We start from the raw sequence: 22613 nt of genomic DNA on the forward strand, positions 1-22613 counted from the left end.
TGCCGAAAAAAGATCGGCGGGGCGGTGCACAGGAAACGTGCGGGAGGCGTCGACATGGGTGTGACCTTCGAGCAATTCGCGATGGCCCGACTGCCCAGCCTGCTGCGCTACGCGGTCGTCCTCACCGGCGACCGGCACTTGGCGCAGGATGTCGTGCAGGAGGTGCTGGCCCGGGCCCATGTCCGGTGGCGGCGGATCAGCGAGGCGGACTCTCCGGAGGCGTACGTCCGGCGGATGGTGCTCAACGAGTACCTCTCCTGGCGCCGCTCCTGGTCGGTGCGCAACCTGCATCTCGCCGGCGAGCGCCTGGTCGAGATCGACGACGCCCGCGGTGCGGTCCACGACCACGCCGACCGGATCGCCGAAACCGACGCGCTGTGGCACCGCCTGGCAACACTCGGGCGCAAGCAACGAGCCGTGCTCGTACTCCGCTACTACGAGCAACTCGACGACGAATCCATCGCGGATCTGCTCAACTGCTCCCCGGCAACGGTGCGCAGCCAGGCCTCGAAGGCGCTGAAAACGCTCCGGCTCGAGTCGGAGCGAGAGATCCTGATTTCCGCCGAGGAGAAGTCGTGACGTACCACGGTGACCGGCTCCGCCAAATCTTCGAGAGCAACGAGTCCCCAACCCCCGATCCGGCCGAGGTGTACGCCCGGGTCGTCGAACTGTCCCGTAAGCACAAGCGGCGCCGGCTGGGCGCCTCGATGGCCGGTGGCACCGCGCTGGGCGCCGGCCTGATCGCCGCGGTGGTGAACCTGCCGGCCGTCCTCCCCAGCGCCCAGGGCTCGTCGGAGGGGACGGCACCCATCGTGGCCGCCGCACCGGCCAGCCCGGCCATCTCCGCCAGCCCGGTCGCCAGCCCGGTCGCCGACCCGGATCAGGCGGCGCTCGACGCCTACTTCGGCGCCGGCTACGACTACGACGAGGCCGAGAAGCTGGCGATCCTCTGGAACATGCCGGTCGGCGACATCGGCGGGGTCAAGGCCGAGGCCGGGCGCCGGCTGCTGGCCGGGCAGACGCTGCCGATCAAGCCCGGCCCGGCGACGCCCGCCGACCCGTCGACAGGGGGCACGGACGGAGTCCCCGACTCGGTGACGAAGTTCTTCAGCGCCGGCTACGACTACGACGACGCGGTGAAGCTCGCCCAGACCTGGAAACTGGGTTCCGCGTGGGACGCCAAGGTCAAGGCCGGCAAGCGGCTCCTCGCCGGCCAGACCCTGCCGGGTGTCAAGCCGGACCCGGCGGCAGCCCGGGCGTACAAGGAGGAGCTGCAGGTCAACGCGTTCTTCGAGGCCGGCTACGACTACGACGACGCGGTCAAGCTGGCCAAGATGTGGAAGCTGAAGACCCCGTACGACGCGAAGATCGCGGGCGGCAAGAGGCTGCTGGCCGGCCAGACGCTGCCGATCAAGCCGTGAGCAGGCTGCGCCGGCGTACCGGCTTCGAGATCGAACTCATGGCCCCTCCCGGAGCCAGCCGGCGCAGCCTCGCCACGGAGCTGGCCGGGCGCTGCGGGGGCAGCGTCCGGCCGGTGTGGCACTCCGACAGCGAACCGTCCCTGGTCCCCGGGCTGGGGCGGTTCCTGCACCTGACCCAGGGATTCGAGGTGCTGCGTCCGGACGGCGCCCCGCTCTGCACCCTGGTCGACGACATCACCCTGCTCGCCGGGCTGGATCCGAAGGCGCCACCGCTGCCGGGCTGGTTCCGGGTGCTGACCGACGACGGGCGGCTGCTGCGCCTGCTCGCCCGGCACAGCGATCCGGGCGGCACGATCGGCACCGTGCTGGACGAAGCCGCCGGTCTCTGGGGCAGCAAGGTCCAGCAGCTCGGCGACGTGTACCGGCTGAACGACGCGGGCGACGTGACCATCGCGCTGGCCGCGCCGCTCGGCGGCGAACGGGAACGGCCGTGCGAGATCGTCACGCCGCCGCTGACCGGGAATGTCGAGGAATCGCTTGACGAACTGCTCAGGCCGGCGCGCGAGCTGGGGTTCACCGTCCCCTACGAGGCCGCGGTGCACCTCCACCTGGACGGTGCGCCGTTCCGGGCGCCGCACGCTCTGGCCAACCTGGTCCGGCTCTTCGCGCACTGGCGGGAGCCGCTGCGGGAGGTGCTCCGCACCAACCCGGCCTGCCGCAGGTTGGCGCCCCTGCCCGGACCGCTGGTGGACGCGGTGGCCAAGAATCCGACGTACGACGATCTGCGCGCCGCCGCGGCCGAAGGTGAGCTGACGAAGTACTTCGACGTGAACCTGACCCAGCTGCTCACCGACACTCCGGTCCGGGACACCGTGGAGATCCGCATCCTCCCCGGCGCCATCGAGGCCGGCCCGATCGTGGACCGCGCCGCGCTGGTCGAGCTGCTGCTGGAACGCTGCCTGGACCCGGAGCCGATCCCGGCGGGCGGTGACGTGGACATGTTGCTGGAGCTGGCCGCGGAGGCGCTCGCCGGGCGCGCCTGATCGGGTGACCGGGGGGACTCCTGACCGTTCGGCCCACTGTGGGGGGCGGTGCGGCGGCTGAGAGTGGGGTAGGCGGGCCGCTCGGGTCCGGCGGCCGGTGTGTCGGACCGACCCTGTGGAGTGACATGACGTACCCACCCCAGCAGCCGCCCCTTCCGCCACCTTCTCCGTGGTCCCAGGATCCCGCACCCCCACCGTCCTCGCCGCAGCCCCCGGATCCCGCGGCCCCACCGTGGTCGCACACTCCCCCGTTCTCGCCGCCCTCACCGCGGCCGCGGGCTTCCTCACCTTACTTGTCTTCTGCGTGGTCACCGGGCTCCGCGTCTCCGCCGCCTTCGTGGCCGCGGGATTCCGCGTCCGCTGTGCCGCCGCGGGAACCGCATGTCAGCCTGCCCCGGACTCAGCCGTTCGTTTCCGGTTACTCGCCGGCACCACCCGTGGGCCGGCCGCTCTGGCCCTGGCTCGCCGCGGTGGCGGCGCTGTCGCTGATGCTGCTCGCTGGGGGCGGGTGGCTGCTCTACGACCGGGTGCTGCGTGAGGACTCCGGGGTGACGGCCTGCCGGGCGCTCGCCGATCAGGAGAAGAACGGCGGCGGCACGGCCGACGACAAGCTGACCAAGGACGAATATCTGTCGATGCGGCAGGTCTTCGCCAACTCCCGTTACGCTGACCTGCGGGAACATGGCACGAAGCTGATGGACGTGCTGTGGCAGCTAACGCAATGGGGACCGGACAACGAGATGGTGGCACTCACCTACCTCCAGCCGTTGACCGAGCACATCAGCGGTCTCCAGTCCGCGTGCGCGGATCACGGCGTCATCATCGACCTGAAGCTGACGGATTAGCGCAGCTCCGCCGACAGCGGCGTCGCCTGGTCCTGCCGCCCCGCTCGGTCCCGTCGTCCCGCATGGTCCTGGCGCCCGCCAGGGCCGCCCTAGCACCTCCTTTGCTTTCACCACCCCGCCAAGCCCAGATAGCTCGGGGAGAGCTCGTCGGGCATCGGCGGCGCCAGGTCGACCAACTCGAGGCAGAGCTGGATGAGGCGGTCGGTCGGATTACGCATGCGATCCGCCTGGACCCGGTCGATCACGTGCCAGGCCCACTCGTCAAGATTGACGATGCGCGGGGCGAGGCCCTCCGGATGGAGCTGGAGCCGGGGCACGTTGATCGGCGGGGTGAGCAGGTGCGCGGCCGCGCCCTCCGTGAGCGGCCGGGGAACGAGCGGCCGCTCTCGATGAAGCTGAGGTAGCGCTGGGTGGTGCCGGCCCGGACCGCCAGCTCCAGCTGGCTGACCCGGCGCCTGGTCCGCCGCGCAAGATCACGGTGCGCGCCGAGCCCTCGGATGCATCGACTCCCATCGCTGCAGTATCGGCAAGCCGCCTTCACCGGACCGCAAGCCTTCCAGCAAGGCTACAAAATTGTCAACAATTGTTTGAGCGAATCACTTGCCCTAGTGTGAGCGACGCGCGGGTCAGCAGCGCATTTGTTGTTGACAATCATATTGGCAGACGATGGGGAGCCGTCATGACCGATGCCACCCTGGTACTCACCGCACACCCCGGAGACTTCGTCTGGCGTGCCGCCGGCGCGATCGCGCTCGCGAACTCCCGTGGCCGGCGAGTGGTGATCGGCTGCATGAGCTTCGGAGAGCGCGGCGAGTCCGCCTCCCTCTGGCGCAAGGGGTACACCCTCGACCAGGTCAAGGCGGTCCGGCGCGAGGAGGCCGCGCAGGCCGCGAAGGTGCTCGGCGCGGAAATCCGGTTCTTCGACGCGAACGACTATCCGCTCGTCGAGACGCCCGAGCTGCTGCAGGGCCTGATCGACCTGTACCGCGCGGTGCAGCCGGCGGTGGTGCTGACTCACGCACCGGCCGACCCCTACAACGGCGACCACGCGTTCGCCCACCAGATCGCGCTCAAAGCGCGGGTGCTGGCCCAGGCGCCGGGCGTCGAGGGGACGGGCGAGGTGATCGGCGCGCCGCCGGTCTTCTGCTTCGAGCCGCACCAGCCCGAGCAGTGCGGCTTCGTGCCGAACGTGTTGCTGGACATCACCGAGGTGTGGGATCGCAAGCGGGAGGCGATGGAGATCCTGGCCGCGCAGCGACACCTGCACACCTACTACACCGAGCTGGGCGCCCGGCGCGGGCTGCAGGCCGCCCGCAATTCCGGGCCCAACCTGGGCCTGCCGGACGAGACCAGGGGCGAGGCCTACATGCGGATCTACCCGCAGGTCACCCGGGAGTTGTCGTGAGCCGCCACGTCGTCGTCCAGCACGTCGAGCGGGTTCCCGCAGAAGTCCTGCACGGGCTCGCCGAGCAGGGCGTCTCCACGGTCCACGAGGCGGACGGGCGGCGCGGGTCGCTGGACCCGAGCGTGAAGCCGATCCAGAGCGGCGCGCGCATCGCCGGCTCCGCGGTGACCGTGTCCTGCCACCCGGGCGACAACCTGATGATCCACGCGGCGGTGGAGACCGTCCGCCCCGGTGATGTCGTGGTCATCACCACGACCTCGCCGTCCACCGACGGCATGCTCGGCGAGCTGCTCGCCACCTCCCTGGCCGCACACGGCGCGATCGGCGTGATCCTGGACGCCGGCGTGCGCGACGTGGCCGAGCTGCGCGCGATGGGCTTCCCGGCGTGGGCCCGGGCGATCAGTCCGCAGGGCACGGTGAAGGCAAGCCCCGGCTCGGTGAACGTCCCGGTGGTGGCCGGCGGCCAGGTGATCAACCCGGGGGACGCGGTGGTCGCCGACGACGACGGCATCGTGGTGATCCCCCGGGAGCGCGCTTCGACGGTTCTCGACGCGGCTCGCGACCGTACCGCGAACGAGGCGGCGAAACGCGAGAGGCTGGCCGCCGGCGAGCTGGGCGTGGACATGTACCAGCTGCGCCCGCTGCTCGAACAGCTCGGCGTGGAGTACCGATGAGTGTCCCGGTTCCGGTTCTGGTGATGCGCGGCGGGACGTCCAAGGGGGCGTACTTCCGCGCCGAGGACCTGCCGGCCGACCCGGCCGAGCGGGACCGGCTGCTGCTGGCGATCATGGGTTCGCCGGACCCGCGGCAGATCGACGGCATCGGCGGCGGGCATCCGCTGACCAGCAAGGTCGCCGTGATCAGCCGGTCCGATGCGGACGGCGCCGACGTCGACTATCTCTTCCTGCAGGTTCACGTCGACAAGCCGATGGTGAGCGCGGAACAGCCGTGCGGCAACATCCTGGCCGGGGTCGGCCCGTTCGCGATCGAACGTGGCCTCGTCGCCGCCCGGGAAAACCAGACCGAGGTCCGGGTACGGATGGTCAACACCGGCGCCCTGGCCGTGATCACCGTGCCCACCCCGGACGGCCGCGTCGCATACGCCGGGCAGACCGCGCTCAGCGGCGTCCCGGGCACCGCCGCCCGGATCGAAGTGGAGTTCCGGGACACCGCCGGCTCGGTCGCGTCCGGCCTGCTGCCCACCGGCCGGGTCCGCGACGACCTGGCCGGCATCCCGGCCACGTGCATCGACAACGGCATGCCGGTCGTCCTGATGAACGCCGACGACCTGGGTGTCTCCGGCTACGAGACGCCGGCCCGGCTGGAGGCGAACGCCGGCCTGTGCCGCCGGGTCGAGGAGCTGCGGTTGATCGCCGGCAAGCTGATGGGCCTGGGCGACGTCTCGGCCACCACGGTGCCGAAGATGTGCCTGGTCGCGCCGCCGTCGCACGGTGGCACGCTGTGCACCCGGATGTTCATCCCGCACCGGGTGCACGCCTCGATCGGTGTGCTCGCCGCCGTCAGCGCCGGCACCGCCGCCGCCCTCCCGGGCAGCGTCGCGTTCGTTCCGGAGCACCCCGCGACGATCCGCCTGGAACACCCCACCGGCTTCTACGACGTGGTCATCGACGTGGACGTGGCCGGAGACGAGATCACGGTCGGCCGCTCAGCGATCGTGAGCACCGCTCGCCTGCTCCTGGAGGGGCAGGTCTACCCCCGTGAGGTAACACATGGCTGAACGTACCCGCGACATCGCGCACGTCTCCGCGGTCGAACTCTTCACCCCGGTGCTGGACGACACCGTGCGGTTCTTCACCGACCAGATGGCGATGGAGGTGGTGGATCGCCGCGGCGACAGCGTCTATCTGCACACCTGGGACGACTACGAGAGGTTCTCGGTCAAGGTCACGGCGGCGCCAGCCTCCGGAATCGGGCGGAGCTGGCTGCGCGCCAGCAGTCCGGAGGCGCTGGAGCGCCGGGTCGCGGCGATCGAGCGGTCCGGCCTCGGCGAGGGCTGGAGCAAGGACGAGCCGGCGTACGGGCCGGTCTATCACTTCACCGACCCGGACGGGCATCCGTTCGGCATCTACTGGGAGACCCGGCGCTACGTCGCCTCGGACGAGACCCGGCCGTCGCTGAAGAACCAGGCGGCACGGTTCCCCGGGCGCGGCTCGAACGCGCGCCGTCTGGACCACATCAACTTCCTGGCCAGGGACGTGCCGGAGAACGAGACGTTCGTCAACGAGTCGCTCAGCGGCCGGCCCAGTGAGCAGATCGTGCTGGACAACGGCACCAAGGCCGCCGTCTGGTACACGTTCGGCGACAAGTCGTACGACGTGGTCTACACCCGGGACTGGACCGGCTCGACCGGCCGGCTGCACCACATCGCGTTCGCCACGGACACCCGGGAGGACATCCTGCGGGCCGCTGACGTGTTCCTCGAGGCCGGTGTCCACATCGAGACCGGCCCGCACAAGCACGCCATCCAGCAGACGTTCTTCCTGTACGTCTACGAGCCGGGCGGCAACCGGATCGAGCTGTGCAACGCCGGCGCGCGACTGCTGCTCGCCCCGGACCACGAGGTGGTCACCTGGACCGAGGCGGAGCGGGCCAAGGGGCAGGCCTGGGGTCTCAAGACCATCGAGACGTTCCACACCCACGGCACACCGCCGGTGGCCGAGGCCGAGTGGGCCTGACCTTCCGCGCGGCCGGCGTCCCGGGGGCACCAGGCCGCTCCGGCTTCAGACTGTCGACCACATAGGACTACGGCTGGGGCCAGGGCGGGACCGGGCTGGGGCCGGGGCCGGGACGGGGACGCCGACGGCCGGGAAGCGCGCACGGCCGGAGTGGCGACGGCGGGTGCGGGGCTGCGAGCGTACCCCGCAGGGGTCGACAGGGACCGGAAACCTACCGTGAGAGGAAGGTCAGCAAGGCGGGAGTGCTGATTCCGGAGAGCGTGGGCCTTGTACCCCCTAGGGGTATGAGTATGGTGGAGCGATGAGGACTTCGGTGCGGCTCAGCGCGTACGCATTGGGGTTGATCGTGCTGTTCGGCGCGGCCGTGAGCGCCGGCCGCCTGGCCGGGACGGACAAGCCCGCCACACAGACGCCGCACGCCACGGCGGAGGGGCACGCCGGCCACGAGGCGACCACCACACAGCTGCCGGGCGGGCTGCAGATCACCCAGGGTGGCTACGCGCTCAGTCCGGTGACCACCGCGCTCCGCCCGGGACGCCGGCAGGTCCTCGCCTTCCGGATCCTGGGGCCGGACGGCAAGCCGGTCACGCAGTACACCGCCGAGCACGGGGCCGAGTTGCACCTCATCGTGGTCCGGCGCGACCTCGCCGGCTACCAGCATCCGCACCCCACCCGCGCCGCCGACGGCACCTGGTCGGCGACGTTCACCGCCGGGCCGCCGGGGCAGTATCGGATGTTCGCCGACTTCACGCCGCGCGCCCGCGGCGACAACTTCGTGCTAGGCGCCGACATCCCGGCAGCCGGTGACTACCAGCCGCGGGAGCTGCCGGGACCCACCTGGGAGACGGTCGTGGACGGCTACACGGTGACCCGCGCCGGTGACCCCCAGGCCGGCACCGAGTCGTGGATGACCGTCTCGGTCAGCAAGGCCGGGCAGCCGGTCACCCTGGAGCCCTATCTCGGCGCCTACGGTCACCTGGTCGCGCTGCGCCAGGGCGACCTCGCCTACCTGCACATGCACCCGCAGGAGGGCACCGCGGCCGGCCCGGATGTCACCTTCGACGCGCGGGTCCCGGCGGCCGGGGTCTACCGGCTCTTCCTGGAGTTCCAGCACGGCGGAAGGGTGCACCTCGCCGAGTTCACCGCCAGCACCACCTCCGCGCACACGCACAACTGAGGAGCACCGCGGCGCGAGCGAGCCGAACCGGATGGGCGGGTCCCGGCCTGACCACAACGGGGCCCGGGCCCGGCGACGCCACCCAGTGCCCGCTACTCGGGGTAGGTGTACATCCCCGCGTACGGGTCCGGCTCGCCCGTCCACGGATCCAGCCCGGCACGCAGCCGCCCGCGCTGCTCGGCATCGGTCAGGAAGGTGGCGGTCCCGGCGCCGAAGAGCCCGGCGCCGCCGAGCGGATTCTCCGGGAATCCGCCCCGCAGGACCCGGACGAGAAACTCCGTGGCCGTGAGGTCGTACCGCCGCCAGATCGACCAGGTCCGGCAGTAGACGAGCACCGGCCAGCGATCGGGGTCGGCCCCGGAGCCGTCCCAGCACAGGATGTCCGCGTCGGCAGTGGTGCCCCAGGCGATCAGCACCGGGTTCGCGCCCGCCAGTTCCGGCGCCTTCGCCGTCTCGGCCCACTGATATTCCGCGTTCGCGGTCTCCGTGCGCATCCCGTCCGGCGCCAGCACGTCCAGGTAGGCCTGTATCGTCCCGGCCCCGTATTCGTCGACGAAACGCCGGTAGTCGGACGGGAAATCCCGGCCCCACGGCTCCCGCACCATCGGCCCGCCGGCCGGCGTGTCACCGACCGCCGGTGATCTCAGCAGCTGTCGCAACGTCTCCCATGCGGGCATCGTGTCCTCCGGTACGCAGTCCAGCAGTGCGGTGACAGTACTGGCGGCCAGCGTGCGGTTGCCCGTACGGACCGCGAAGCCGAGGCTGGATGCGAAGGCGAGCGGCTTCTGGCGGCGCGTCGGATGGGCGGAACATGACCATCCAGAGGCGGCTGAGGCCCGCGGGCGTGGCGGCGTAGTACCGGCCGCACTCTTCGAGACGTCCTGACCCGCGACCGCTTTCGTCGGAGGCTCGCGGGCTTCGGGCTCTCCCCCGGGTGGTGCGCCTTCGGTTGCCTTCACCCTTGCTGCTCCTTCAACTGGCGTGTCGGGAGAGTCTGGGCGAGAGTGCTGAAGTAGGGCAGCTTCGCCCAGCTGTCATGGTTGCCGATGACGTAGAGGCGTTGCTTCGCGCGGGAGACGGCGACATTGAAGAGGTTGGGCTGGCTGGCGGCCCAAGCCCGGGCTCCGGGACGGGTCGGGTTGCCGCCGAGGACGAACAGGACGACGTCGGCTTCCTTACCTTGGGCTGTGTGGACGGTGCCGCAGGTCATCTTCGGATGGATGGGCTGCCAACGCTGTCGTAGCCGGCGGGCGGGGTCACGAAACGGGCTGATCATCATGAGCTGGTCGGGGCCGATACCAGCGTTGATCAGGTAGTTGACGATGCGGGCCGCGGCGTCGCCTTCGGCGGGGATCCAGTTGCCTTCGGCTTCGGTGGCGACGACATCGATCCAGGAGCTCTCGCGTGTGGTGAGCGGGTGCGGGCGAGGCGCGGTGCCGTGGATCATGAGTTGGTCGTAGACGGCGGTGTTGACGATGTCGAACATCGGGTTGTCGCAGCGCCGGTGCACCCGCAGGGGTGCGCCGACCCAGACCTTGGACTCCGGGTCGTTGGGGTCGGGCAGGTGGGTGCCGAGCGGAGTGAGCCGGTCGGTGAGAGTCTGCACGGAACCACCACCGGGCAGCCAGGTTCCGGCCACCCGATGATGGCGGCGCAAGGCCTGTTGGGTGGTGTGCAGGACGGTGACGACGGGCTCGAGCTGCAGCGGGTCACCGACGGCGACCAGCCTGCGGCTGCGCCAGATCGCTCCGACGGCCTGCTGCGGCGCGGCTTGACCGGCCTCGTCGACGAGCAGCCAGCCGAGTGCTTCGGCACCGAGCGGGCGTAGCAGCCGCTCCACGGAGGCGAACGTGGTGGAGATGACCGGCACGACCATGAACAACGACTGCCAGGCGGCGCGGATCGCGGCAGCCGGTGCGCTGCCGGGGGCCTGACCGGAAAGGATGTCGGCAACGGCGGTCAGGTTGGCTCGCATGATGCCGGCGGCACCGGTCAGGAACGCGGTGTGCAGATTGAGCGCGGCCAGGAAGACCTTGGTGCGGGCAGTGTTCCATTCCTCGTCCGCCCATGGTGCGGCGAGTTCTCGGTGCTCCTCGTCGGCCAGCCAGGTGGCATCCGGCACCGCACCGGGATAGTCGCGGCGCGCCTGGTCGACGATCGCCATGGCAGCATCGCGTTCGGCAGCGGCGCGGGTATGCATGGTTGCGGCACGACTCACCGCTTCCGCCGCCGTTCGTGCGGCACTGCGCGTGGCGACCTGGGCGTCAGCTGCGGTCCGGGCGTGTTGTTCGGCTGCGGAAAGGGCGGCTTGCAGAGGGATGTCCTCGGCGTGCCAGCGTCGGATCGCCTTGCCGAAGGTGAACACGTTCTCCCACAGACCGGGCTTGAGATCCCGATGCGCGGCCCGCCGGGCGGCCGCTGCCTCGAGCGCGCGACGGACGGTAGCCGCAGTAGCGGCCGCGTCACCGGCGACGGCCTCGGCACGCCGGTGCCGTTCGGCTGCCTCGTCGTACCGCACGGCGGCAGCATCAGCCGCCTGCCGCAACTGCGGCAGTCTCCGGAGAACGGCGTGCGCGTGCTGCCGGGCATCACGCAGCCGCTTCTCGGTTGCGAGCGCCTCGTTGAAGGCCCTGACCGCTTGTGCCCACGACGAAGCGGGGACGCTGTCGGCCTGTTTGAGCCAGTCGAAGAAGCCCGGCCCGTCGTCACCGCTCTTCTTCCGCGGGTCGGCGGGATCGCCATACCAGAATCGGCCCAGGAACTCACGCCGGTTGGTCTTGTTACCCAGCATCGCCGCGACCAGGCCCCAGGCGGGTTCGCCGAGGACCCGTTCCGCGTGCTGGCGCAGGTAGGACGCTTCGCCGGTCCAGTGGTCGTCGATCGCCTTGGTTTGCGGGATCTCGCGGGTCACATTGGCCAGGGCACCGTTGTTGGCCGAGGCGACCACCATTTCGAACCCGGTCAGCTCCGCTTTCAGAGCCCGGATTCGCCGCTGCTTCTTGTCGGTCTTCCACCCCAGCTCCGAGGTAGTGAAGCCGCCGGCCGGGCTGCGCAGGGTCGCCAGTCGGCGGGCTCGTTCGACTACCAGTGCGGCGATCAGGTCGCGCAACATGGTGGTCTTGCCGGTGCCGGGCGGTCCGTTGACCGCGAACACTCCGGCGTTGCCGGACAGCCGGTGAAGCATGGCGTTGATGGCGAGCTGTTGGCTGGTGGCTAGCGAATGGGCGGGTTTCGCGGGCCAGCGTCCGGCCGGCACCCGTTCCGGCGCCAGTTCGTCGAGCAGCCGGCCGGTCTGCTCGGTGTCGCGGACATCCCAATGCGGCAACCCGGCGACGGCGTCATCACTGCTGAGATAGTCGACCAGTGCGGGTCCGCAGTCACCGGAGGCGGCAGCGTCCGCGACCCGGCGCAGGTCTTCGACGAAGAAGCTGTTGAGGAAATCGCTCTGAGCGTCGAGCTCGCGCCATGCTTTGACCCGCTCGCTGTGTATTCGTAGCCCTTGCGGCTGCAGCGTCTCGGTGACACCGAGCAGGTCGCTGGTCATCTCCACTACCCGCGTAAGCAACTGCGGACCAACCGGCTGGCTGACCGCGATGCCGTCCTCCAGGAGACGGGCCGCTTCGTGGTCGTCGTCCGCAGCGGCGACGAGGTCCCGCACCCGGTCAGCCCAGCGCTGCTCGTCGGTATCGAACCCGTCCAGCCAGCCCGGGTTGTGCGGACCCGGATCGGTCGTCCGGCCTGCCGCCCACCCGGCGGTCGACAGCACCAGGGTGTCCAGCAGCATCCGCCCGTCGCTGGTCAGCACGACCGCGAACAGCGCCGTGTCCCCACGCGGGATCCGCTCGTCGACATCCTCCGGCGATGTGCCGAGCACCCGCTGTGTCACCGCATGCACCCGGTCCAGCGAGAACACCCCGCCATACACGCTGTGCCGCCACACGAAGTCAGTGCCGACATCCTGGCGCCCCAGTGCATGCCCGTCCTGCCACGGCAGAAGATCACCGGGCCGTGGCGCATACCGACGCTCGCGCGGGTTAGGGCGTTCCAGTGTCTGCGCCGCGAACAACTCCACCGACCGCCAGTACCGCAAGACGTCTCGGCGCCGCGCCGCCTCGCCGTTCACCTGTGTCGACCGAACCGGGGTCGGTGTTGCCGGAGCTGGGGCGGGCGTAGACGCAGGGCGGCCCGCCACCGTGGTTCCCGGCCGCGGCGAGCGCGGCGCCTCCGTGGCACCGCCGGGCCGGACGGGCTTCTTCACCTGGCCATAGGTCCGCAGGCCAAGATCGGGCAGGGTGAACAGAGCCGGGCACACGGGGCACACCAGCGCCACGTACCGCTGTTGCCGTCCTCGGGTCTCGTACGGTTTGCGGAAGCTGTGCAACTGACCTCCGCACGTGGGGCAGGCTCTGGCTACCGGCTCCTCGTACGACCAGCCCGGTTCCGCGAACCGTCCCGTCACTGCCCCAAGCTGCACATCCCAGCGAGCCGACACCAGCTGCTGCACCGTTGCCACCGACAGGCTCCCGTCCCCACTCGGAAAGATGACCATCACTTTAGGGAGCCTCCCGGAAGGGCACGATCCCGATTTTTCGGCAGCCTGTGATCAACCTGCCACCGACCGGCACGAATGGCGGTCAAGGGCCATCAACATGACGTCCGTCGCACAGAGCGGCTACCTCCGCCGCGAGCGACACCACCGACGATGCCGGCGCCCTTGGGCACCAGATGCGCCGTTGCTCGCACAGAGTCCGGACGATCTCCAAGAGCTGCCCATCAGCCTTCGGGAACGGCTTGTCAAGTGCGCCGTCATCCCTGGTACAAGCCGGAGGTGTGCCGAGGCTCGTCGCCCACCGGCACACCTCCGGGCCGGCATCAGTCCAGCAGTGCGGTAACGGTACCGGCGGCCACCGTGCGGTTGCCCTCACGGACCGCGAAGCCGAGGCCGGCTTCCAGGGCGACCGGCTTGCCCAGGGTCACCGTCACCTCGTCGAGGGTGTCGCCGGGCATCACCAGGTCCCGGTCGCCCAGGTCCAGCCCGCCGGACACGTCGGTGGTGTGGAAGTAGAACTGCGGCCGGTAGTCCGCCGCGAACGGCGTGTGCCGGCCGCCCTCCTCCTTCGTCAGCGCGTACATCCGCGCCGTGAAGACCCGGTGCGGCCGCACGCTGCCCGGCGCGGCGAGCACCTGGCCACGCTGGACCTGCTCGCGCCTGACCCCGCGGAGCAGCACCGCGGCGTTGTCGCCGGCCTGCGCCGACGTCAGCACCTTGCCGAACGTCTCCAGCCCGGTCGCGACGCTGGTCACCGTCGGGCCGAGACCGACGATCTCGACGGGCTCGCCGGCGCGCAGCTCACCGCGCTCGACCTTCCCGGTCACCACGGTGCCCCGCCCGCTGATCGACAGCACGTTCTCGATCGGCATCAGGAACGGCTCGCCCAGCTCGCGCGCCGGGATCGGCACGTAACCGTCGACCGCGTCGAGCAGGTCGACTATCGACGCCACCCAGCGCGGGTCGCCCTCGAGGGCGCGCAGCGCGCTGACCCGGATCACCGGCACCTCGTCGCCGGGGAACCCGTACTCCGACAGCAGCTCACGGACCTCCAGCTCGACCAGGTCGAGCAGCTCCGGGTCGTCGACAGCGTCGCTCTTGTTCAGCGCGACCACGAGGTGCGGCACCCCGACCCGCTGGGCGAGCAGCACGTGCTCGCGGGTCTGCGGCATCGACCCGTCCTGCGCCGAGACGACCAGGATCGCGCCGTCCACCTGCGCCGCCCCGGTGATCATGTTCTTCACGTAGTCGGCGTGCCCGGGCATGTCGACGTGCGCGTAGTGCCGGCCCGGCGTCTCGTACTCGACGTGCGCGATGGTGATGGTGATCCCGCGGGCGGCCTCCTCCGGCGCCCTGTCGATCCCCTCGAACGCGACGTACCGGTTGGCGACCGGGTCGCGGTCGGCGAGGACCTTGGTGATCGCGGCGGTCAGGGTCGTCTTCCCGTGGTCGACGTGACCCATCGTGCCGATGTTGACGTGCGGCTTGGTACGGATGAACTGGCTCTTGGCCATGATGTGCTCAATCCTCACTGGATGCGAGGCATGGGGTGGTACGCGCGCCGATGCCAGCCGGCGCGCGCCAGAACCGCGCACGACGAATCCACCCTTCCCCGGGTTCTGCTACTTGCTGGGGAAGGGTCAGATTCGGGTATCGAGGAAAGCGCGCACGGGAGCGCCCACCGGGGTGGGGAGCTGACGACCGTACGCGAACATGGGTGAAACCTAGCCTGAAGCGGCCGGTTACTCGACCGAATAAACCTCAGCCACCCATGGCCTGCAGTGCCGACTTCGGCATCTCGACGGTCTGCTTGGCCGGCGGCTTGGCGACGGTGACCTTGGCACCCATGTCCGAGTAGGTGGCGACGCTCTGCCCGGCCCCGATCGCGCTCAGGTCCACCGACATCGCGCTCAGGTAGCCGTCGGCGTCGACCTCGGCGGTGAACGGCATCCGGGTGTCCTTGCCGTCCAGGAGCTTGAGCAGCTGCGGCGTGGCGGACGGCGACTTGGCGATGTCCAGCGTGCCGGAGAACCGTCCCTTGCCGGTCTTGGTCACCGCGGTCGCGGCCTCGAGCATCTTCGCCGAGTTCCGCGGGTCGTTCTTCGCCATGCTCAGCGCGCTGCCGGCGGGCATCTTGGTGGCGTCGATGTGCATCCACTTGCCGTTCGCGAAGGTCTTCGCGGCGGCACCGCCGTAGCGCATGTAGAGGTCGGCGCCGATCGTGCGCATGTTGACGCTGCCCAGGCTGCCCATGTCGAGCTTCATGTCGACGAGCTTTTTCGCGCCGTCGAAGGAGCCGTCGCCGACGATCCCGCCGAACGACGTCATGTGGATCCGGGCGCTGGTGCCGGTCAGCTTGGTGACGCCGGCGAGCAGCTCGGTCCGGGCCGCGGAGGACTGCGCGGCGGCGGCCGTCGTGGTGGTGGCGGCCGGGGCACCGGTCGCTCCGGTGGCACCGGCCGGTGCCGGTTTCTTGTCACCGCAGGCGCCCATCCCGGCGAGCGCCACCAGGGCCACACCCGTGACGGCCAGACGTCGCATCTTCATCGTGGTGTCTCCCCGTCCTAGGCTCGGCCGCCACCCTAGACGGTGCCGTCAATCCGGTCGTCCCCGCCCCGCACGACCGTCACGGGCCTACCCGCGAAGGGCCCGCAGGCGGCGCGCCTCCACCGGATCGGTCACCGGGATGGCGGCGAGCAGTTCCTTGGTGTACGCGTGCCGCGGCTGCTCGTACACCTCGGCGGTCGGCCCGATCTCCACCACCGTGCCGTCCTTGAGCACGGCGACCCGGTCGGCGATCTGACGCAGCACGGCCAGGTCGTGCGAGACGAACACCATCGCCAGCCCGAGTTCCTCGCGCAGCTCCTCCAGCAGGGCGAGCACCTGCGCCTGGGTGGTGACGTCGAGGGACGACACCGGCTCGTCGCAGACGATCAGGCGCGGCGACGGCGCGATCGCGCGGGCGATGCCGACCCGCTGCCGCATGCCGCCGGAGAGCTGGTGCGGGTACCTGTCGTACTCGGTGGCGGACAGCCCGACGCGCTCCAGCAGCGACGTGACGCGCGGGCGCGGATCGCGTACCCCGGAGAGCCGCAACGGGTCGGCGATGCTCTCGCCGATGGTGCGGCGCGGGTTGAGCGACGACAGCGGGTCCTGGAAGACCATCTGCACCGAGCGACCCCGGCGGCGCCCGATGTCGGCCCCGTCGAAGGTGATCCGCCCGGAGGTGGGCGGGATCAGGCCGACCATCATCCGGGCCAGGGTGGTCTTGCCGGTGCCGGACTCACCCACGATGCCGAGCGTCTCGCCGGCGTGCACGTCCAGTGTCACCCCGTCGACAGCGCGGACCGGCGGAGGCTTGCGGAAGCCGCCACGTCGCGGCTGCGGGAAATGCTTGCGTACGTCGCGCACCCGCAACAACGGCTCGCCGGGGGTGAACGCCCGGGTGCCGGGCCGGGGCACCGCGTCCAGCAGCGCCCTGGTGTACGGGGCCTCGGGCGCCACCAGCACCGACTCGGTGGCGCCCTGCTCGACCACCGTCCCGTGCCGCATCACCACCACCTGCTCGGTCGATCCGGCCACCACCCCGAGGTCGTGGCTGATCAGCAGCAGTGCCGCGCCGGTGGTGGCCCGCACCTCGTCGAGCAGGTCGAGGATCTGCGCCTGCACCGTCACGTCGAGCGCCGTGGTCGGCTCGTCGGCGACGATCAGCCGGGGCCGGCAGGCGATCGCCATGGCGATCAGCGCCCGCTGTCGCATCCCCCCGGAGAACTGGTGCGGATACGCCGCCGCCCGGCGCGCCGGGTCGGGGATGTGCACCTGCCCGAGGACCTCGACCGCGCGGTCCCGGGCGGCTTTCCGGGACGCCCCGGTGTGCAGCCGGTACACCTCGGCGATCTGGTCGCCGACGGTGTGGAACGGGCTGAGCGCGGTGAGCGGTTCCTGGAACACCATGGTGATCTGCGCGCCCCGGATCGCGGCGGCGCCCTCGAGGAGGTCGACGCCGTCGAAGTCAGCCTTGCCGGTCACCCGGCCCGCGCTGAGGCCGAGCAGGGCCAGCGCCGCCGTGCTCTTGCCGGACCCGGACTCGCCGACGATGCCGAGCGAGCCGCCGGCCGGCAGCTGGAAGGACAGCCCGTCGACCGCCGTCGTATCGCCGTAACTGATCCGCAGGTCGTCAACCGTCAGCAGCGTCATCGTAGTTGCACCCGGGGGTCGGCGGCGGCGTAGAGGAGGTCGGCGGCCGTGTTGGCGACCACCATGACCAGGCCGGTGAGCAGGGTGACCCCGACCACCACCGGCAGGTCGATCTGGTTCACCGCGCCGACCAGCAGCTGCCCGACACCGGGCAGGCCGAACATCGTCTCGGTGAGCACCGCGCTGGTCAGGATCGAGGCGACGTCCACAGCGGTCAGCGTGATCAGCGGCAGCAGCGCCCCGCGCAGGGCCCGGCGCCAGAGGATCCGGCGTTCCGGGATCCCGTACGCCCGGGCCGTCCGGATGTGGTCCTCGGCCAGGCTCTCGGCCAGCCCGGCCCGGGTCAGCCGGGCGTAGGCGGCGGTCTGGATCACCGCGAGCGCGATCCACGGCAGGAGCAGGTTCTGCGCCCAGAGCAGCGGGTCGGTGGTGAACGGGACGTACTGCGGGAACGGCAGCCACTGCAGGTGCACGCAGAAGAGCAGGAGCAGCAGCAGCCCGACCAGGAAGACCGGGACCGCGTAGCCGGCCAGTACCAGGCCGTTGACGATCCGGTCGAGCCAGCGGTACCGGCGCAGCCCGGAGAGCAGGCCGGCGCCGATGCCGAGGACCAGGGAGAGGATCTCGGCGCCGAGGGCGAGCGAGAACGAGACCGGGAGCCGGTCCAGCAGCAGGGTGGTGACCGGCTGCGACGTCTCGAAGGAGTAGCCGAGGCAGGGTGCCGGGCAGTGGCGCACCTCCGGGCCGAGCGAGTAGTCCCGGCCGGCGACGATGCCTTGCAGGTAGTGCCAGTACTGGGTCCCGACGGGGTCGGCGAGACCCATCGCCTCGCGGACGTCGGCGAGCCGTTCCGGCGTGCAGCCCTTGCCGCAGGCCAGCGTCGCCGGGTCGGCGGGCGCCAGATAGAACAGCGCGTAGATCAGGGCGGACAGCACGAGCAGGACGACGGCGCCCCCGACGATCCGGCGCCCGAGATAGCCGATCATCGCAGCACCTCCCGCTGCCGGGGGTCGAGAACCCGGCGCAGGCCGTTGGCCACCAGCACGAACGAGAGCAGGGTGAGGAACAGCAGCAGCCCGGGCAGGAGGACGTACATCGGGTCGGCCCGGAACCAGGTGGTCGCGCTGGACAGCATCTGACCCCAGGACGGGGTGGGCGGGCGCACGCCCACGCCGAGGAAGGAGAGGCCGGCCTCCACCACCATGTTGGTAGGCAGCAGCAGGGCGGCGTAGGTCAGGATCGGGGCGGTCAGGCCGGGCAGGATCTCCCGCCGGGCGACCCGCCACCAGGGCGCGCCGGCCACCTGGGCGGCCGCCACGTAGTCCCGGGTGCGCAGGGTGAGCGTCTCCCCCCGGCCGATCCGGGCGGTGCCGCCCCAGCCGAGCACCGCGATCACCGCGGCCAGCAGCAACGGGCGCGGCCAGTCCGGCGGCACGACGGCCAGCAGCGCGATCGCCATGACCAGCGCCGGTACCGACAGGACCAGGTCGATCACCCGGCTCAGCCCGGCGTCCGTCCAGCGGCCGCCGAGCCCGGCGGTGACCCCGACGGTCACGCCGAGCAGCACCTGCAGGACGGTGGCGGCGACCGCGACGCCGAGCGACACCCGCGCGCCGTAGACCAGCCGGGCGAACAGGTCCCGGCCGGTCCCGGGCTCGACGCCGAGCCAGTGCTCGCCGCTGATCCCGCCGAACGATCCGATCGGCACCCCGCCGCGCGCCGAGTCGAGCAGGCTGTCGTGGTACGTGGTGTAGTCCTGCCCGGCGAGCGCGGCGAGCAGCGGCGCGGCGACCGCGACCAGCACCATGCCGCCCGCGATCACCGCACCCGCGACGAACCCGCGATCTCCGCGGAGCTCACGGATCACTTGACGGAGACCCGCGCGATGTCGAGCTGCCCGCGCCAGCCGTCGGCGTACGCGTTCTTCACGTTCTTGCCGTACAGGTAGACGTCCTTCTCGTAGGTCAGCGGGATGACCAGCGCCAGCTTGCCGATCCGGGCGTCCAGGGCGCCCCAGCGCGCTGCCGCCTGAGCCGGGTCGGTGAGCGCGTTGATCGCGTCGATCTCCTTGTTGACCTCGGGGTCGTCGTACTGGGCCAGGTTGAAGTTGCCGCCCGCGGTGATGATCTGCCGGCCGTCGAAGATCGGGATGAGGAACGGGCCGCCGGACGGCCAGTCGGCACCCCAGGTGGTGAGCACCAGGCCGGGCTGGGTGGCCGGCTTGCCGATCACGTCCCGGTAGGTCGCCGCGTCGATGGCGTTCAGCTTGACCGTGACACCGGCCTGCTTGAACGCCTCCTGCACGGCGGCCGCCACCTTGGGGCCGATGCCCTCGCTGTCGTCGTTCTCGTGGGTCACCTCGACGGTGAGGCCGGTCAGTCCGGCCTCGGCGAGGACCTGCCTGGCCTTCGCCGGGTCACCGCCGGGCCCGGCCGGGAAGTAGTCGTAGGGCTGCTGGCCGAGCGCCTTCTGCGGGGGCAGGAAGGTGGTCGAGGCGCCCTGCACCGCGGAACCGCCGAGGGCGTTGACCACCGAGGTGCGGTTGATCGCGTACGACAGGGCCTCGCGCACCCTGGGGTTGTCGAACGGCGCCTTCTTGGTGTTGAACGCGAGGTAGAGCGTCGACGGGAACTCGCCGCGGGTGACCCGCTTGTCCAGCGGGGAGCCGGTACCCAGCTGGGCGAGCTGCTCCGGGCCGACGACGGCGTCGGTGGTGACCGCGTTGGCGTCCTGACCGGCGCCGGTGGCCAGCCGCTGGTTGATCACCGCGGCGTCCAGCCCGGAGGTGACCTCGATCCGGTCCGGGCAGGCGTACCGCAGCTGGTCGGCCTTGGTCGTCCAGTGCGTGTTGCGGACCAGGACGAGCGACTTCTTCGGCTCGTAGGACTCGACCCGGTAGGGGCCGGAGGAGATCGGGTGCTTCTCGTAGTCGACGCCGGTGTCCTTGGCCTTCGGCACCGGGGCGAACTGGGTGGCGGTCGCCAGGAAGGGGAAGTCGCCCTCCGGCTTGCGCAGCTTGAAGACGATCGTCTTGTCGTCCGGCGTCTCGATCGACGCGATGCCGTCCGGCTGCTTGTACGGCCCCTGGTAATCGGCGGCGCCGGCCAGCCAGTCGCGCAGGTAGGGCGCGCCGCCGGGCAGCTCCGGGGCGAACGAGCGCTCGATGCCGTACTTGACGTCCTGCGCGGTGATCGGCGTGCCGTCCTCGAAGAGGATGCCGTCGCGCAGGTGGTAAGTCCAGGTCTTGGCGCCGTCGGACGGGGTACCCAAATCGGTCGCCAGGTCCGGGGCCGGCTTGGTGCCGGCCTCGCCGGGCTGCCGGTTGCGGGTGGTCAGCGTGCGGAACAGCAGCGACGGCAGGTTGCCGCCACCGGAGGTGTAGAGCCGGGCCGGGTCGAGGTGGTTGATGCCACCCTGGTTGAGCACCGTCAGCGTGCCGCCCTGGCAGGTCGCCGGGTCGAAGGCCGCGGTGGAGGTGGACCCTCCGTCGCCACCGCCGCCCTGGCAGCCGGCGAGCAGCACGGTCACGGACAGGAGAGCAGGAACCAACTTGCGCATGCTCAGAAACCTACCTTACCGATAGGCTAGGTGCACTATTCGGGCAACAATCGACACGGGTCGTTTACCGTCACACCTGATCGGGGGCGGTCACCGGCTGGGCGACATCCCAGTGCTCGACGATCAGGTCGTTCGCGAAGCGCCAGACGTCGACCACCGCCTCGCCGAGGCCACCCTCCGGCGGGATCAGCCGGTAGTGGGCCACCACGAAGACGTCGTCGGCGATCACCCGCTGGAGATCGATGGTCGAGGTCACCAGCGGGCCGTTCTTGGTGAACTCGATCCAGGCGTCCTTGTCCCGGGGACTGGCCGGGTCGTGGTTGACGAAGTCCGCGCCGATGACCTCGGTCAGCACGTCGAGATCGCCGGCGGCGAACCTGCCGAACGCGTCCAGAAAAATATCCTTGATGCTCATGCCCGAACCATGGCATCGATGCGGCTCGCCCGTCGATTACCGCAGCGGTTACCACTGCCCATAGCACCGAACCCGGGACGCGCGGGGCAGAATTGGACATTTCTGCCCGGAAAGCCGGGCGGGTGATGCGCCAATCGGACAAATGGCGTGCCCCCCTGAGCGGGTCGAGCGGCGATATCACGGAATCCGGACCTGCCGAAACGTACGTTTCCTCTCGGCGGCCCGGACATTCCGGGCGCAATTCCCCTTCACCTTTCTCCGATGGAGGACATCGATGCTGAGCACGATCACCGCGGGCGCCCTGCTCATCTCCACGCTGGGCGGGACACCCGCCGCGGCATGGCACGGGGCACCGCCACCGCTGGACAAGATGGTCATCGACGTGGTGACGGCGAACGGCTCCGGCTGTCCGGACAAGACCGCGAAGGTGACGGTGTCGCCGGACAACACCGCGTTCACCGTCACCTACAGCGACTTCGTGGCCCAGGTCGGCCCGGACGCCACGCCCACCGACTTCCGCAAGAACTGCCAGCTGGCCCTCGACGTGCACGTGCCGCAGGGCTACACGTACGCGGTGGCCGGCGCCGACTACCGCGGCTTCGGTCACCTCGAGACCGGCGCCACCGGCTCCGAGACGGCGTTCTACTACTTCCAGGGCGAGACGCACACCACCCGGATCAAGCACGACTTCCGGGGCTGGATGGACACCGACTGGCAGCACACCGACCGGGTCGAGGTCAGCTCCCTCTCCTACCTGCCGTGCGGCGAGCAGCGGTACCTCAACGTCAACACCGAGCTGCGGGTCAGCGCCGGCACCTCGTCACGGAAGACCACCAGCTTCCTCACCATGGATTCCTCCGACGCCAGCCTGGACACCGTGTACCACGTCGCGTGGCTCAAGTGCTGAGCCTTCGCCGGTACTTGACATCAACTAGTACCAGGCCAAGTATAGGAGCGTGACGGAGAGCCATGACCCGCAACTCCTCAAGGGCGTGCTGTCGCTCCTGCTGCTGCACCTGATCGCCGAGCGGGAGTCGTACGGCTACGAGGTGGTGCAGCGCCTGCAGGCCGCCGGGTTCGCCGACGTGCTGGAGGGCAGCGTCTACCCGGCGCTGAACCGGTTGCAGCGCGACGGCCTGCTCGGCACCCGGCTGGTGCCGTCGCCGGCCGGGCCGGCCCGCAAGTACTACCGGCTCTCCGAGCAGGGCCGGCGGGCGCTCGCCGAGTCCACCGCCGCCTGGTCCCGGCACGTCGCCGGGGTCGAGGCGGTGCTCGCCAGGCCACTGACCGCTGAGGGAGGACACTGA

At 70.6% G+C, this 22613-nt stretch carries 20 protein-coding genes and 1 pseudogene; 11 read left to right on the forward strand and 10 right to left on the reverse strand.

Translation table 11 applies throughout. The annotated features are described in order from the left end of the window. The first annotated feature begins 54 nt into the window (after positions 1-54). From Actob_RS30890 to Actob_RS30905, 4 genes are all read left to right on the forward strand, one after another. Complete coding sequence (locus Actob_RS30890; RefSeq protein WP_284915379.1) at positions 55-579, forward strand: SigE family RNA polymerase sigma factor; 525 nt, start codon at positions 55-57, stop codon at positions 577-579. Next, positions 576-1421 (forward strand): hypothetical protein, encoded by an 846-nt coding sequence (locus tag Actob_RS30895; protein ID WP_284915380.1) that lies wholly within the window; start codon positions 576-578, stop codon positions 1419-1421. The genes Actob_RS30890 and Actob_RS30895 overlap by 4 nt, the downstream gene beginning before the upstream one ends. Beyond that, complete coding sequence (locus tag Actob_RS30900) at positions 1418-2464, forward strand: amidoligase family protein (protein ID WP_284915381.1); 1047 nt, start codon at positions 1418-1420, stop codon at positions 2462-2464. The genes Actob_RS30895 and Actob_RS30900 overlap by 4 nt, the downstream gene beginning before the upstream one ends. Before the next feature lie 437 nt (positions 2465-2901). After that, positions 2902-3309 carry a hypothetical protein gene (locus tag Actob_RS30905; RefSeq protein ID WP_284915382.1) on the forward strand — a complete coding sequence of 136 codons (408 nt, stop codon included), beginning with the start codon at positions 2902-2904 and terminating at the stop codon, positions 3307-3309. Between the two features lie 230 nt (positions 3310-3539). Here Actob_RS30905 and Actob_RS44220 read toward each other — a convergent pair. Next, positions 3540-3671: pseudogene (locus Actob_RS44220) on the reverse strand (transcriptional regulator); the annotation flags it as partial. 317 nt (positions 3672-3988) lie between these two features. Here Actob_RS44220 and Actob_RS30915 point away from each other — a divergent pair. The 5 genes from Actob_RS30915 (at position 3989) to Actob_RS30935 (ending at position 8587) form a co-directional block, all read left to right on the forward strand. Next, a complete protein-coding gene (locus Actob_RS30915; RefSeq protein ID WP_284915383.1) occupies positions 3989-4714 on the forward strand; it encodes a PIG-L deacetylase family protein in 726 nt (241 codons plus the stop codon). Beyond that, positions 4711-5388, forward strand: a complete 678-nt coding sequence (locus Actob_RS30920; protein ID WP_284915384.1) for a 4-carboxy-4-hydroxy-2-oxoadipate aldolase/oxaloacetate decarboxylase — start codon at positions 4711-4713, stop codon at positions 5386-5388. Before Actob_RS30915 ends, Actob_RS30920 begins: the two co-directional genes overlap by 4 nt. Further along, positions 5385-6452, forward strand: coding sequence for a 4-oxalomesaconate tautomerase (locus Actob_RS30925; RefSeq protein ID WP_284915385.1), 1068 nt, complete (start codon positions 5385-5387; stop codon positions 6450-6452). The genes Actob_RS30920 and Actob_RS30925 overlap by 4 nt, the downstream gene beginning before the upstream one ends. Continuing rightward, positions 6445-7410 carry a VOC family protein gene (locus Actob_RS30930; RefSeq protein ID WP_284915386.1) on the forward strand — a complete coding sequence of 322 codons (966 nt, stop codon included), beginning with the start codon at positions 6445-6447 and terminating at the stop codon, positions 7408-7410. Before Actob_RS30925 ends, Actob_RS30930 begins: the two co-directional genes overlap by 8 nt. A 301-nt stretch (positions 7411-7711) precedes the next feature. Further along, entirely contained in the window at positions 7712-8587 is an 876-nt protein-coding gene (locus tag Actob_RS30935) for a hypothetical protein (RefSeq protein WP_284915387.1), read from the forward strand. 92 nt (positions 8588-8679) lie between these two features. Here the strand turns inward: Actob_RS30935 and Actob_RS30940 are convergent, their stop codons facing one another. The 9 genes from Actob_RS30940 to Actob_RS30980 all read right to left on the reverse strand — a co-directional run bounded on the left by Actob_RS30940 (position 8680) and on the right by Actob_RS30980 (position 21306). After that, a complete protein-coding gene (locus Actob_RS30940) occupies positions 8680-9264 on the reverse strand; it encodes a hypothetical protein (RefSeq protein WP_284915388.1) in 585 nt (194 codons plus the stop codon). A gap of 278 nt (positions 9265-9542) precedes the next feature. Then, on the reverse strand, positions 9543-12659 hold the full coding sequence (locus tag Actob_RS30945) for a DEAD/DEAH box helicase (protein WP_284915389.1): 3117 nt from the start codon (positions 12657-12659) through the stop codon (positions 9543-9545). Between the two features lie 800 nt (positions 12660-13459). Further along, positions 13460-14650: an elongation factor Tu gene (gene tuf / locus Actob_RS30950; protein ID WP_284915390.1), complete on the reverse strand. Its 1191-nt coding sequence runs from the start codon at positions 14648-14650 to the stop codon at positions 13460-13462. Positions 14651-14897: 247 nt separating this feature from the next. Then, entirely contained in the window at positions 14898-15683 is a 786-nt protein-coding gene (locus Actob_RS30955) for a hypothetical protein (protein WP_284915391.1), read from the reverse strand. 87 nt (positions 15684-15770) lie between these two features. Beyond that, on the reverse strand, positions 15771-17333 hold the full coding sequence (locus tag Actob_RS30960) for a dipeptide ABC transporter ATP-binding protein (protein WP_284915392.1): 1563 nt from the start codon (positions 17331-17333) through the stop codon (positions 15771-15773). Then, the gene (locus tag Actob_RS30965) at positions 17330-18319 is read right to left on the reverse strand and encodes an ABC transporter permease (RefSeq protein ID WP_284915393.1); all 990 of its coding nucleotides are present in this window, start codon (positions 18317-18319) and stop codon (positions 17330-17332) included. The genes Actob_RS30960 and Actob_RS30965 overlap by 4 nt, the downstream gene beginning before the upstream one ends. Beyond that, positions 18316-19200 carry an ABC transporter permease gene (locus Actob_RS30970; RefSeq protein WP_284915394.1) on the reverse strand — a complete coding sequence of 295 codons (885 nt, stop codon included), beginning with the start codon at positions 19198-19200 and terminating at the stop codon, positions 18316-18318. Before Actob_RS30970 ends, Actob_RS30965 begins: the two co-directional genes overlap by 4 nt. Then, positions 19197-20891 (reverse strand): ABC transporter substrate-binding protein, encoded by a 1695-nt coding sequence (locus tag Actob_RS30975; RefSeq protein ID WP_284915395.1) that lies wholly within the window; start codon positions 20889-20891, stop codon positions 19197-19199. Before Actob_RS30975 ends, Actob_RS30970 begins: the two co-directional genes overlap by 4 nt. A gap of 70 nt (positions 20892-20961) precedes the next feature. Continuing rightward, the gene (locus Actob_RS30980) at positions 20962-21306 is read right to left on the reverse strand and encodes a nuclear transport factor 2 family protein (protein WP_284915396.1); all 345 of its coding nucleotides are present in this window, start codon (positions 21304-21306) and stop codon (positions 20962-20964) included. 274 nt (positions 21307-21580) lie between these two features. Between Actob_RS30980 and Actob_RS30985 the strand changes: the two genes are divergently transcribed. Next, entirely contained in the window at positions 21581-22213 is a 633-nt protein-coding gene (locus tag Actob_RS30985; protein WP_284915397.1) for a DUF4360 domain-containing protein, read from the forward strand. A gap of 49 nt (positions 22214-22262) precedes the next feature. Then, entirely contained in the window at positions 22263-22613 is a 351-nt protein-coding gene (locus Actob_RS30990; protein WP_284915398.1) for a PadR family transcriptional regulator, read from the forward strand.

The organism is Actinoplanes oblitus (genome assembly GCF_030252345.1).
Lineage (GTDB): Bacteria > Actinomycetota > Actinomycetes > Mycobacteriales > Micromonosporaceae > Actinoplanes > Actinoplanes oblitus.